Annotated in this window: 13 protein-coding genes; 5 read left to right on the top strand and 8 right to left on the bottom strand. The window is 70.9% G+C overall.

Annotation, left to right across the window (positions count from 1 at the left end):
* Positions 1-14 precede the first annotated feature (14 nt).
* The 3 genes from ACFXJ5_RS39265 to ACFXJ5_RS39255 form a co-directional block, all read right to left on the bottom strand.
* The gene (locus ACFXJ5_RS39265) at positions 15-1,373 is read right to left on the bottom strand and encodes an ABC transporter substrate-binding protein (protein ID WP_384642651.1); all 1,359 of its coding nucleotides are present in this window, start codon (positions 1,371-1,373) and stop codon (positions 15-17) included.
* Between the two features lie 127 nt (positions 1,374-1,500).
* Positions 1,501-2,433, bottom strand: coding sequence for a nucleoside phosphorylase (locus ACFXJ5_RS39260; protein ID WP_384642648.1), 933 nt, complete (start codon positions 2,431-2,433; stop codon positions 1,501-1,503).
* Between the two features lie 34 nt (positions 2,434-2,467).
* The gene (locus ACFXJ5_RS39255) at positions 2,468-3,385 is read right to left on the bottom strand and encodes a PfkB family carbohydrate kinase (RefSeq protein ID WP_384642645.1); all 918 of its coding nucleotides are present in this window, start codon (positions 3,383-3,385) and stop codon (positions 2,468-2,470) included.
* 130 nt (positions 3,386-3,515) lie between these two features.
* Here ACFXJ5_RS39255 and ACFXJ5_RS39250 point away from each other — a divergent pair, with 130 nt between their 5' ends.
* Complete coding sequence (locus ACFXJ5_RS39250; RefSeq protein WP_384642643.1) at positions 3,516-4,484, top strand: nucleoside hydrolase; 969 nt, start codon at positions 3,516-3,518, stop codon at positions 4,482-4,484.
* 65 nt (positions 4,485-4,549) lie between these two features.
* Here ACFXJ5_RS39250 and ACFXJ5_RS39245 read toward each other — a convergent pair whose 3' ends face one another.
* The 4 genes from ACFXJ5_RS39245 to ACFXJ5_RS39230 all read right to left on the bottom strand — a co-directional run bounded on the left by ACFXJ5_RS39245 (position 4,550) and on the right by ACFXJ5_RS39230 (position 8,359).
* On the bottom strand, positions 4,550-5,431 hold the full coding sequence (locus tag ACFXJ5_RS39245) for a hypothetical protein (RefSeq protein WP_384642640.1): 882 nt from the start codon (positions 5,429-5,431) through the stop codon (positions 4,550-4,552).
* Positions 5,432-5,487: 56 nt separating this feature from the next.
* A complete protein-coding gene (locus ACFXJ5_RS39240; RefSeq protein ID WP_384642637.1) occupies positions 5,488-7,506 on the bottom strand; it encodes a sigma-70 family RNA polymerase sigma factor in 2,019 nt (672 codons plus the stop codon).
* A 275-nt stretch (positions 7,507-7,781) separates the two neighbouring features.
* The gene (locus ACFXJ5_RS39235) at positions 7,782-8,084 is read right to left on the bottom strand and encodes a metal-sensitive transcriptional regulator (RefSeq protein WP_384642634.1); all 303 of its coding nucleotides are present in this window, start codon (positions 8,082-8,084) and stop codon (positions 7,782-7,784) included.
* Between the two features lie 104 nt (positions 8,085-8,188).
* Positions 8,189-8,359, bottom strand: coding sequence for a hypothetical protein (locus tag ACFXJ5_RS39230; protein ID WP_384642685.1), 171 nt, complete (start codon positions 8,357-8,359; stop codon positions 8,189-8,191).
* 104 nt (positions 8,360-8,463) lie between these two features.
* Here ACFXJ5_RS39230 and ACFXJ5_RS39225 point away from each other — a divergent pair, with 104 nt between their 5' ends.
* Both ACFXJ5_RS39225 and ACFXJ5_RS39220 read left to right on the top strand, forming a co-directional pair.
* Positions 8,464-8,880: a DUF6153 family protein gene (locus tag ACFXJ5_RS39225; RefSeq protein WP_384642631.1), complete on the top strand. Its 417-nt coding sequence runs from the start codon at positions 8,464-8,466 to the stop codon at positions 8,878-8,880.
* 87 nt (positions 8,881-8,967) lie between these two features.
* Positions 8,968-9,594 (top strand): DUF305 domain-containing protein, encoded by a 627-nt coding sequence (locus tag ACFXJ5_RS39220; protein WP_384642628.1) that lies wholly within the window; start codon positions 8,968-8,970, stop codon positions 9,592-9,594.
* Between the two features lie 54 nt (positions 9,595-9,648).
* Here ACFXJ5_RS39220 and ACFXJ5_RS39215 read toward each other — a convergent pair whose 3' ends face one another.
* The gene (locus tag ACFXJ5_RS39215; protein ID WP_384642626.1) at positions 9,649-10,710 is read right to left on the bottom strand and encodes a cation diffusion facilitator family transporter; all 1,062 of its coding nucleotides are present in this window, start codon (positions 10,708-10,710) and stop codon (positions 9,649-9,651) included.
* A gap of 64 nt (positions 10,711-10,774) precedes the next feature.
* On the opposite strand from ACFXJ5_RS39215, the gene ACFXJ5_RS39210 reads away from it, so the two are divergent.
* Together ACFXJ5_RS39210 and ACFXJ5_RS39205 are read left to right on the top strand one after the other, a co-directional pair.
* Complete coding sequence (locus tag ACFXJ5_RS39210; protein ID WP_384642623.1) at positions 10,775-11,134, top strand: ArsR/SmtB family transcription factor; 360 nt, start codon at positions 10,775-10,777, stop codon at positions 11,132-11,134.
* 220 nt (positions 11,135-11,354) lie between these two features.
* A complete protein-coding gene (locus ACFXJ5_RS39205; protein WP_384642621.1) occupies positions 11,355-12,215 on the top strand; it encodes an aldo/keto reductase in 861 nt (286 codons plus the stop codon).
* The last annotated feature ends 75 nt before the right edge of the window (positions 12,216-12,290 follow it).

Below are 12,290 nucleotides of genomic sequence, written 5' to 3'. Positions count from 1 at the left end.
GGTGGGGGGGACCGTTACCCGGCGGGCTGGGGCACCGGTGGTACCAGACCCTTGGCCTTCTCTGCGGCGAAGGTCGACTGGATCTTGTCCAGGAAGGCGCTCGTACTCTCGGTGCCGAGCCAGACCCCGTCCACGTCGGTGAAGGCGGTGGCGGTGGCCGGCGGGAAGAAGGTGCCGGCGAAGAAGCCGTAGTTGCCCTTGCTGACGGTGGCGATCGTGTCCTTGACCGACTGGACGAACGCCTTGGACAGACCGGTGTAGGAGGCGGGGTCGAGGTTGAAGTTCTTGAGCGGGACGCCCCAGTAGCCCGGCCAGGTCTTGTTCATCTCCTGGGCGAACGTGTCGCTCATCATGTAGTCGATCACCTCGGCCGCCCCGTCCTTGTTCGCGGAGTGGGCGTTGATGGACAGCGAGGCGGTGGTGCCGAGGGTCCCGCTGGGCGAGGGCAGCCCCGGGGTGACGTTCGGGAAGGGGGCGAACGCCAGGTCGGAGGTGTTCCCGGCCGCGTCGTTGAAGTAGTCACTGGCGAACTGGAAGGCCAGGGTGGGGCCGAAGAAGAAGGGTGACTTGCCCTGGGCCAGCAACTGCATGGACTCCTCGAAGTTCAGGTTCGCGTAGTCCTTCCCGCCGAGGTAGCCCTTCTTGTAGAAGGCGGCGGAGTCGTTGACGGCCTTGACGATCTTCGGGTCGGTCCACTTGATCTTGCCCTGCAGCGCGTCGTAGACGGTCTTGCCGCCTGCCACGTGGGTCAGGAACATCGAGATGTAGTTCTGGTTGACCGGCTTCCAGCCCTTGTTGCCGGTGACCGAGGGGTACATGCCCGCCTTGGCGGCCTTGTCCATGTCGGCGGTCAGCTCGGCGAAGGTGGTCGGCACCCCGACGCCCAACTTGGCGAGGACCTTCTTGTTGTAGAAGATCCCGAGGTTCTCCAGCGAGTTGGGCAGCGAGTAGAGCTTGCCGTGCATGGTCCCCGACTCGTACATCGGCGCCAGGATCCGGTCCTTCCACCCGTACTTCTCCGCGTACGGGGTCATGTCGGCCAGCTTGCCCTGGACGGCGTAGGCCGCCGAGAAGGACGGCCCCGATCCGTAGACGATGTCGGGGCCCTTGTTGGCGGACAGCGCCACCTGGACGTTCTTGTCCACGGCGTTGTTGAAGGTGACTTTGAGGTCGTACTTGCTCTGCGACTTGTCGAACCCGTCGACGAGCACCGATTGCATGGTCTTCTGCTGCTGCGGCGACGCGCCCCAGAACCACAGTTGGAGGGTCTGACGACCACCGGCGGCCGAGGAGCTGCCGCCGGAGCACGCGGAGAGTACGGCCGCCATCGCCGCCAGGCCCGCGCCGAGCATCCGGATCCCTGATCTGCTCATGTACCAGCTCCTTTTGCTACCGCACGCCGGGCCCCTTCCAGGGGCCACCAGGAGCACCGCAAACCTCATCGTTCTTGGCACTGTATTGGTACTGATCTCAGTACCATAGGACCACTGTTGGGCAGTGTCAACGATTTTCGGCCAGGGCTTCGAAGGACGCCGGCACCCAGTGGCCGCTGCCCGAGGCGGCCTTGGCGTCGTCGAGATGGGCGAGCTGGACCACTCCGCGCAACGCGACGTCGACAGCCGCCACATGACCCGCCCCTGCGGTGAAGGGCCTGTTGGCAATGACGTTGTCGGCGACGGAACAGACCGAGCCGCCCCGCCTGCCGAACAGCCCGGCGAGCGTCACCACGGCTGCGGACTCCCGGTCCCCGTTGAGCACGCCGGCCCGGGCCCAGGTTTCGAGGATGTCCAGGTGCCATGGCTGAAAGTAACCACCCACTCCGGGGCGGCCCACCCCGCAGAAGTCGGAGTCACTGGACCTGGTGACGCCCTGATGGAAGGTGCAGCCGAGCTCGACGGCGGCCCGCGACATCGCGAGGACCACTTCGTGGTGGGCGACCGCCGGATAGGACGCCGGGATGTAGGCGCGCGTCATCCCCTCGTCCCGGACGACCCCGGTGGTGACCACCACGTCCCCGGGCATCGCCCGCGGGTGGATGCCGCCGGACCCGCCGACCCGTACGAAGGTGTCCGCGTCGGTGAACTCCAGCAGCTCATGCATGATCAGCTCCGCCTCTGGAGAGCCGCTCCCGCCCGAGACGACCGTCACCGGCACGCCCTCGTAGCGCCCCGAGTACGTCGTGAACATCCCCGAGTTGCCGATCCGTTCGGGCCCGTCGAGCCGCCCCGCGATCTGCTCGGCCGGATCCTCGTCGTACGCACAGAGCGGATCGCGCACGGTCACCAGGACGTAGCGGGCCACGCGCCGCGGGTCGATGCCGGACAGCGCGGGCCTGCCGTCCCGGAGCAGGCCGCGGCGGGGCAGGTGGCCGGCGAAGCGGTAGTCGTCGTAGATCCGGGCGGGGTTCCAGCCCGGGCCTGGTATGTCGGCCATGTCTGCTCCATCGGCCATATCTGCTGCTCCTTGGTCAGGTGGTGATCGCGGACACCGTCACGTGGCGGGCGGCGCGGCGGATGTCGTCGCGCTCCCTGTGACCGACGGGCGGAGCGCCGTACCGGGCGATGACCCGGGAGGCGGCGGCCGCGGCCGCCCGCGCCGAGGCGGGGACGTCGCCGGTCCAGGAGTACGCGGCCAGGAAGGCGCCCGAGTAGGCGTTGCCGCCGCCGGTCGGGTCGACCACCGGTCCGGGCGCCGTCCCCACCTGCCAGGTCCTGCGGCCCTGCCGGACCAGCGACCCGGCGGCGCCGCACCGCAGGACCACCACGAGCCCGTCGGGCAGTGCGGCCAGCGCGTCGAGCGGGTCCGTGCGGCCGGTCAGGGTCGCCGCCTCCGCGGCGTTGAGCGACAGTACGTCGACGAGCCCGGCCAGTTCCGTCACCCGGGCAAGGGCCGCGGGGGTGCAGGCGTCAGCGGCGATCTCCCAGAGGACCGGGCCACGCCAGCGCGGGCATACCGCGGCGACCTCGCCCCAGTACCGCTCGTCGGCGTCGTGGAAGAGATACGCCCCCGCCAACCGGTCCGGCCCGACCGGCGACCGGCTGGGGAAAGGGGTGTGTGCGGCGAAGTGCGCGTCCCCGAGCACGGACTCCTCGACACGCTCCCCGTCCTGGCGATAACGCACGCGGGTGACCGGGCTGTGCTCACCGACCTCGAACAGTCCGACCGGGTCGACCTCGCGCCGACGGAACCACTGGCTCAGTCGCCGCTGGTCCGACGCACCGACGCCCGACACGATGGCCGTGGCCCACGATGCGGTCACCAGGCTCGCCCCGACCGCGGCGTACGCCCCGGCCCCGCCGACCTCACGGGCCGCCGGCCTGCCGTCCGCCGTGTACACCTCGTCGGTCACGACGTGGGAGAACACCGCAACGAGCCCCTGGGACACCCGCGTTCCTCCGCGTTCCTCCGCGCGCCGACATCACCTGCCCCCGTTGAATCTTCTTGTTGTTATACCTACCATACCTTTGGCGTCCCCGGATGCCGGAGTCCGGATGCAGGATGCGAAAGAGGCGCCCATGAAGAACCTCCTGATCGACACCGACCCAGGCATGGACGACGCCCTCGCGATCATCCTCGCGCTGAAGTCGCGCGAGCTGCGCACCCGCGCGGTCACCGCCGCGACCGGCAACCTGACCTCGGACAGGACCGCCGCGAACGCGCTACGCGTCCTCGACCTGCTCGACCGCGCCGACATCCCGGTCGGCCAGGGCCCGCTGCTTCCGCTGGACGGCGACTACCCGGTCGACCCCTTCTCGCACGGCAGCGACGGCCTCGCCGAATCCCACTTCCCCCTCTCGGCGCGCAGCGTCGACCCGCGCCCGGCCCCGCAACTGATCGTGGACACCGTCAACGCCCACGCCGGCGACATCTGCATCGCGGCACTCGCGCCGCTGACCAACATCGCCCTCGCCCTGGAGATCGACCCGCACCTGCCCGAGAAGGTGACCGAACTGGTCATCATCGGCGGCTCCTACGGACTCACCCCCTACGCCTGGTCCCAGGCCACCGGCGACAACGCGGTCAGCGAGTGGAACATCTTCGTCGACCCCGAAGCGGCCCACCGGGTCTTCCGGGCCGGGTTCAACCTCGTGGCCGTCGGACTCGACATCGCCACCCATCCCCGCATCAACTTCCGCGACGCCGACCTCGACCGGCTCCGCCGCGCACAGACCCCCGAAGCCGACCTCGCCGCCCGGGTCGTGGACTACGTCAACGGCCGCGGCTACCAGTCGTACTGCTCGCTCATCGACAGCGTGGCCGTCGCCGCCCTCATCGACCCCACCCTCATCGAGTGCGTCGAAGTCCGCTGCGACGTCGAACGCCGCGGCGAACTGACCCGTGGCATGACGGTCGTCGAGCGGCGTGCGCACCACGGCCGCGAGGACCTGCCCCTCATCCGGACCGTATCCGCTCTCGACTTCGACCGCTTCCTCGACCTCGTGACCACCGCGCTCAGCGATCCACGCACACCGAAATCGACGTGATCGCGGCGCCGGACCGGCTCCGTCAACTCGATCTCGGCGTTCTCGACGACTGACCGCCGTCGCTGTCAGGCGGAGCCCGCTTCCTCGGCGCCGGCGGCGCTGATGGCAGCCTGCTGTCGGGCCTGCTCGGCTGCTGCCTCGGCCCGCTGCCACCGGCGGTCGGCCTCGTCCCGGGCGTTCTGTGCTTTGCGCTGGGCCGCCTCGGCCTGGCGCAGCTCGCCGGTGAGGCGCTTGAGGTCGGCGTCGGCCCGGGCCAGGTCCGCTTCGGCGGCGTCGAGGGTCTGGCGGGCGGTGGTTGCGGCGTCCTCGCGGGCGGCTGCCTCCCGCGCGTCGGTCTCGGCCTGTCGGCGGGCCTGGGCGATGCGCTCCTGCCGCTCGCGCTCGGCCGCGTCGGCCTTCGCCCCGGTGCGCTCCTGCTTGTGTTGTGGCGCCGGGGTGAGCGGACTGGTGGCGCCTGCGAGGTCGACGGAGGCGGACAGGGCGCGGGTGAGCCGGCCGGCCGCCCACTGCTGGGCGGCGTCGGGGTCGGCCAGAGCCGCGTGCAGGGTCTGCTCGACTTCGCCGACGGCCCCCTCGTGCAACGGCTCCCCGGCTTCCGCCGCGAGTCGGCGGGCCTGGGCCGACAGGGCTTGGACGAGGCTGCGCTGCTGCTGGGTGAGCTCGCGCAGTTGCCCGCCGTCCAGCTCGCGGTGGGCCCGGCGCAGGCCCTCCCCCAGCCGGAGGATCGGCTCCACCTGTTCGGGGTGGGCCCGCACCAGCTGGTTGCTGGCCCACGCGGCCACGGTCGGGCGGCGCAGCGCGGTGATCCGGGCCGCGAGCTCGCGGTCGCCGGCCTGCCGGGCGCGGGTGGCATGCCGGGTACGGGCCGCGGTGAACCCTTCCGGCCGCAGCCCGTACAGCTCGTCGAGGACCGCCTGCTCATCGATGGCGGCCGATCTGTCCGGCATGCCCCCATCCTCGGCCCGCCGGAGGCCGTGCGCTCGTCCGCGAAGAGCCGGAAGGCTCAGCGCGGATGCGCGGAGAAGACCTGGTGCAGGATGTCGATGTAGGCGCCGTGGCCGCTGGAGCTGGGCCAGTCCGTGGACGACTCGACCGCCGTCCCCTCGCCCCACTCGTTGTAGGTCACGACCAGCTGGAACGGCTCACCCGATGTGGCGACGGTGGTGGCGTCCTTGCGGAACTTGTCGAGGTCGCGCGGGACCGTCGGCTGCGTGTCGGTGTTCTTCCAGAAGCCGGGCGACAGGATCGCCGAGTACCCCTTCTGCACGTCCAGGCCGGAGGCGTACTGGTGCCAGCCCGCCGGCTGGTTGGCGCAGTCCTGGTAGCCGCCGAAGACCTTCAGTACGACGTAGTACCCCTCGGTCTTGTTGGCCTGCGCCCACCGGGTGGCCATGCCGCACCCGTCGCCGCCTCCGGCGTACACGAAGATCACCGGTTTGCCGTTGACATGCAGCCAGGTCTTCTGGCCGGAGTACTTGCGCAGGTATTCCAGGTTCTTCCTGATCTCCGTCGCGGAGGGGTCGGCGTACGCCTCGTTCTCGTAGTACACGGTCCAGGAGAAGCCGAGTTTCGAGCCCTCGGACATCAGCAGGGGCAGCCGCTTGTCCTCGCGCTTGCCCGCGCCCCACCAGGAGGAGATGCCCGCCTGGAGGCCGCCGTACTGCATGTCCTTGATCTGGCGGTCGACGGTGGCCGCTTTGTCGACGTCGTACTTGCCGGCCGAGGGCGTGTACTGGCTGCCCCCTTGCGCGAAGTTCTCGGGGTACCAGGGGTAGTAGAAGGCGGCCCGCACCGGCAGCTTGGTGTTGGTGACGGCCGCCGTCTTCTTGGCTGCCGGTTTCGGTGCCGCGGCCTTGTGCGAGGTCTTGGAGCTCGGCTTCGCGGACGCGGAAGGCCTGGCCGTCGGGGAGGACAGGGTGGCGGACGGCTGAGCGTCGGCGACCGGAGACGCCGAGGCGGCGCCGACGACCCGGGTCTGCCCGCCCTGCCCGAAGAGGTTGAGGGTGTAGGCGGTCGTGACACCGACGAGGGCCATCGCGGCGGCGGACGAGATGACCACGGCCTTGCCCAAGGACACACCCGCCGACTTGCGGGCAGCCGCCCGAATCGCCGCCCTCCCGGCCCTGGCTGAACCACCGGCCGCCGCGGTGGACGGATCGCCTCCGGTCCCGCCCGCACCGCCGCCTCCGATGCCCGACGCCACCAACCCCAGCAGGAAGGGCGGAACGGGCACCATCGCCAGGTCGGCCAGCAACCGCTCCGCCGGCACCACGTCGACGGCCACGCCACTGCACGCCGGACACGTGCGCACGTGCCGGGCGATCCGCTTGCGCCACAGGCCGGCGGGCCGCCCGTCCCAACCGCCCAGAACCGTGTTCATCTCCGGGCAGCGCGGCACGGCCCCGAGCGCGCGGACGACCGATCGCGCGACTTCCAGCCGGGCCTTCATCCGCTGTACCCGGACCGCGGTCTGCGGCATCGGCAGGTCCATCGCGGCGGCCAGTTCGGACCGGGTCAGCTGCCCCGCGACCTCCATCCACCACAGGGACAACAGCTCCCGGTCGTCCACGTCCAGCCAACGCGTGGCTTCGGCCGCTTCCTGCCGCTGGCCGGACAGGTGCAACACGGTGATCGTCAGGTCGACGAAGTCGGCTCCTGGATCGGCGAGCAGCGCCGTCTCCTCCAGGGCTTCGGTCCCGGCGGTCGCCGGCGCGCTGCGCCGCATCCGCCAGTGCCGACGCACCTGCCGCATCGCGATGGCGACCAGCCAGGAGCGGAACGCCTCAGGGTCACGCAGCTTCCGCACGTCGCGGATCATCTGCAGCATGATCTCCTGCACGACGTCGTCCGTGTCGGCCGGGGCGTCCAGCGCGCGTCCCACGATGTTGTAGATCAGGGGCAGATAGTCGGCCACGAGCGCGTCCAGGGCCCGCTGGTCGCCTCGCTGCGCGGCACCCACCACCGCGGCCTGCGACCGGGGCGCGCCCGGCCCGTCGTACCCGCTGTGTGAATTCTCGGTCATGACTGGAGGAGGGTCCCTGGTCGGTATCGGCATAACAGAAATCGGCGAATCACCTTCGCACCGCCCGCCCCGCCCGGCCGGTCCCGTCCGGCATCATGGCACGCCGGTGTCCGACCCGTCGGTCAAGGTTCAGCGGCAATCGAAGCGGCGTGCCCGGGCAGCCTCGCGCACCGCGATCGCCGGCCTGCGCATCCTGACAACCCCGCTCCTGCTCCCCCGGCAGACCGCGTCCGATCCGAATCCCCCCGTCGCGCGGGCGGACCCGGGACCCGGGCTCAGGCGCGCAGCAGGCGGGCGATGGCCTGTGAAGCCTCGGTCACCTTGTCCCGGGCCTCATCTCCCCCCGCGGCGATGGCCTGGTGGACGCAGTGCCCGAGGTGATCGTCGAGCAGTTCGATCGCGACGGACTGCAACGCCTTCGTAGTGGCCGAGACCTGGGTGAGGACGTCGATGCAGTACTGGTCCTCCTCCACCATGCGCTGGAGGCCGCGGACCTGGCCCTCGATGCGGCGCAGCCGTTTGAGGACGTCGTCCTTGTTGTCGCTGTATCCCGGCTGTACGTTCTCAAGCGGTTCCATACCCCCCAAGGGTATCCCGCGCCGGCGCCGAACGGACAGCGCAGGGCGTCGGCCGCCGTGGTCGAGATGACCACGACGGCCTGGACGCCAGGACCTGGGCGATGTCACCCAGCCGCGCGGAAACCGCGCAGGCGCAGGCTGTTGCCGACCACGAAGACCGACGAGAAGGCCATCGCGGCGCCCGCGATCATGGGGTTGAGCAGGCCGGCGGCGACGTTGTGGCCGAAGGCCCCGATCAGGCCTTCTCGGTCGCGTAGTTGACCGTGGCCTTCCACCAGGGGGTGTCCAGCGGCACTTCCCCATATACCCCCTACCGGTATTTTCGACAAGCTCGTACCGTGCCGAGGAAACGGTGCTGCGACTCCCCTACGATGGGCCGGTGACCGGACTCGATCAGTTCGTGCGACAGCCGCAGCAAGGGCCCCGGCCCCTGCCGAGGCCGTGCGTACTGCTCGTCCTCGGGCTACTGGTGGGCCTGCTCGGTATGCACGGCCTGAGCCCCACCGCGATGCCGATGCCCGGTCACGGGATGACGGCCACCGCGGGTCACGCCACGGCCATACTCGCCCACGGCGACTGCGGCTCGGCCGGGCACGGCTGCGACGGCCAGGCCCACCACGCCGATGCGACCTGCGCGTCCGGCGCTCCGGCCGCCGGGCCCGCGCTGCCCGCGCTGAACCCGGACCCGGTATGCGTCGGCGACGAGGCCGAGACCCTTCTCGCCTCCGTACCGGACCCCGCCGAGGGCGGCCGGGCCCCGCCGTCACTGGCCGAACTCCAACTCCTGCGGATATAGGCGAACGCCTTCGGCGCCGGGTGCCCCGAGAGGACCGGCGCCGCGCTCAGGTACGCCTTCCCTCCCTCATCGCAGGAGTTTCAGATCATGACCTCGAACCGTTCTCTGGCTCGTCGCAGCACGCTCGTCGCCGTCGCCGGCGCCGCCGCCCTCGTTCTGGCCGCCTGTGGCAACAGCGGCAGCACGAGCGGCCACGACATGAGCTCCATGAATTCCGGCTCCCCGTCCGCGAGCGCCACGGCCTCGGCCGGCGCGCACAACGCCCAGGACGTGGCGTTCGCCCAGCAGATGATCACGCATCACCGTCAGGCCATCGAGATGGCCGACCTGGCCGCCACCCGCGCTTCCTCGACCGAGGTCAAGTCCCTCGCCACGACGATCAAGGGCGCGCAGGACCCCGAGATCAAGACCATGTCCGGCTGGCTCACCTCCTGGGGCGAGGCCGTCCCCCAGGAAATGGAGGGCATGGACATGCCCTCCGGCACGCCGGGGATGATGAGCACAGCCGACATGACCAAACTCGACAAGGAGTCCGGCACCGAGTTCGACACCATGTTCCTGCAGATGATGGTCCAGCATCACGAGGGCGCCGTCGAAATGGCCACGACCGAGCAGAGCAAGGGCGCGTACGGCCCCGCCAAGACGCTCGCCGCGTCGGTCATCACGGCCCAGACGGCCGAGATCAAGAAGATGAGCGACCTGCTCAACACGTAGTACGCACCCGCGCCTGCTCGGGTCCGGGGAAGCCGGCACCGCCGGCTTCCCCGGTCAGGCGAAATGGTGCGCCAGTGCGGCGTGCGGGTCGGTCGTGCCCGGCGCCGGGGCCGGATCGGCGTGGACCAGGGCGGCGGTGAGCCGGGGGACCGCGTGGAGCAGGGCGTGTTCGGCGGCCACGGCGACCTGGTGTGCGTCGCGCACGCTCAGGTCGCCGTCGACGGCAACGGCGACCTCTGCGCGCAGCCGGTGACCGATCCACCGCAGGCGCAGCTCGCCCACCGCGTGTACGCCCGGTACGTCGAGCAACGCGTGCTCGGCGGCGTCGACCAGGGCGGGGTCGACGGCGTCCATGATCCGACGGAACACCTCCCGCGCGGCGTCGCGCAGCACCAGCAGGATCGCCGCCGTGATGGCCAGCCCGACGACGGGGTCGGCGAGCCGCCAGCCCAGGGCGGCCCCGCCCGCGCCCAGCAGCACGGCGAGCGAGGTGAAGCCGTCGGTGCGGGCGTGCAGCCCGTCGGCGACGAGCGCGGCGGAGCCGATCGCCCGCCCGGTACGGATGCGGTGGCGGGCCACCCATTCGTTGCCGATGAACCCGATCACCGCGGCCACGGCAACGGCGGGCAGGTAGCGGATGTCCTGGGGGTGCAGCAGCCGGTCGACCGCGGTCCAGGCCGCGAAGGCCGCCGATGCGGCGATGGTGAGGACGATGACGATCCCGGCCAGGTCCTCGGCCCGCCCGTAGCCGTACGTGAACCGGCGCGTCGCCGCGCGCCGGCCGAGGAGGAAGGCGACCCCGAGCGGCAGCGCGGTCATCGCGTCGGCGGCGTTGTGCACGGTGTCGCCCAGCAGCGCGACCGAGCCCGACAGCACCACGACGACGGCCTGAGCCGCTGCCGTGACGCCGAGCACCGCGAGGGAGACCCACAGCGCCCGCATGCCCTGCGCGGACGACTCCAGGGCCGCGTCGATCTTGTCGGCGGATTCGTGCGAGTGCGGGCGGAGCAGGTGCCCCGCCTGATGCCGCCACCGGGACCACGGGGACCGGCGCACCGCTGCCGGTTCGTGCGGATGTCCGTGGTGATGGTGATGATGGCGGTGCTCGTCGCTCACGGGATGGCCTCTCGACGGCGGGCGGGAAGTGGACAGGGTCTGCACCCTCCTTCATTATGTGCGTATGAGCGCACGCATGCACCCCTCACCTGCACATGATGCGCACCCACAAGAGCCGGGCAGCGCGCAGTTCGTCCGCGCCGCCGATGTGCTGGGCCTTCTCGCCGACCGCACCCGCCTCGCCCTGCTGCACACCCTCGGCAAGGGCGAGGCCGACGTCACCACGCTCACCGCCGCGGTCGACGCCGCCCGTCCGGCGGTCAGCCAGCACCTCGCCAAACTCCGCCTCGCCGGACTGGTCACCGCCCGCAAGGACGGCCGCCACGTCCTCTACACCCTCGCCGACGGCCATCTGGCCCGCCTGGTCACCGAAGCCCTCAGCCACGCCGACCACGACGTGTCCGGGATCCCCCGCCACGACTGACATCCGTCGCCGCCGGACCAGCCCGCAGCCGTGCGGGGTTTCTCCGCGGGGGCGGGTTGCCCCACGACCGTGGCCGTCACGTCGAAGCGGGCGTCGCGCAGCAACGCCGGCCGGGCCCGGATGCCTCACGCCCGCGGTCATCACGGAAGTCCCACACCTAAGGGCCGTCCGGTGCGTAAAGTCACGGGCGTTCGCACCGCGTCACCTGGGGGGTACAGACATGCACAACCGCCGTATCGGCAACGCCATGGTCAGCGCCATCGGGCTCGGTGGGATGCCACTGTCCATCGAAGGGCGGCCGGATGAGGAACGCGCGGTCGCGACCATCCATGCAGCGCTCGACGCCGGGATCTCGTTCATCGACACGGCCATGTCGTACTGCCTGAACTCCTCCGAGACCGGGCACAACGAGTCGCTGATCGCCCGAGCACTGGCGGCGTACGGCGGCGACACCTCCGCGGCGCTGGTCGGCACGAAGGGCGGAGCCGCACGCGAAGCCGACGGAGCCTGGTCCTTCAAGGGGGACCCCGCGACCCTGCGGGAGGCGTGCGAGGGCTCGCTCAAGCGACTGGGCGGGGACGCCATCGGTCTCTACCAGCTGCACGTGCCGGACCCGAGTGTGCCGTACGCCGACTCCGTGGGGGCGCTGCGCGACCTGTACGACGCGGGCAAGATCCGCGGGGTCGGCATCTCGAATGTGAACTCCGACCAGCTGCGCGAAGCCCACGGGATCCTCGGCGAGCGGCTGGTGTCCGTACAGAACAACTTCTCGCCGGCCACCCGCGACAGCGAGCCGCAGCTGCGGCTGTGCGCCGAGCTGGGGATCGCCTTCCTGCCGTACAGCCCGCTGGGCGGCATCTCCCGGGCGGGCGGCCTGGGTTCATCGCACACCGCGTTCGCCCGGATCGCCGGGGAACACGGCGTGAGCCCGCAGCAAGTGTGCCTGGCCTGGGAGTTGGCCAAGTCCCCCGTCGTCATCCCGATCCCGGGGTCGACCCGGCCGACCACCGTTCGCGACTCGGCGGAAGCGGCCGACCTGAAGCTCACCGAAGCGGAGTTCGCCGAACTCGACGCCGCCTAGTGCGGTGACCGGAATGGTTCACCGGGTCCGTCCGGTTCCCGGTTCCGTCCTCAATCGCCGGACGGGCTGAAAGTC

Origin of the sequence: Streptomyces sp. NPDC059373 (genome assembly GCF_042751495.1) — a bacterium.
Lineage (GTDB): Bacteria > Actinomycetota > Actinomycetes > Streptomycetales > Streptomycetaceae > Actinacidiphila.
Note: the sequence above shows the minus strand (reverse complement) of the source record. Positions and strands in the feature narration are given on the sequence as shown.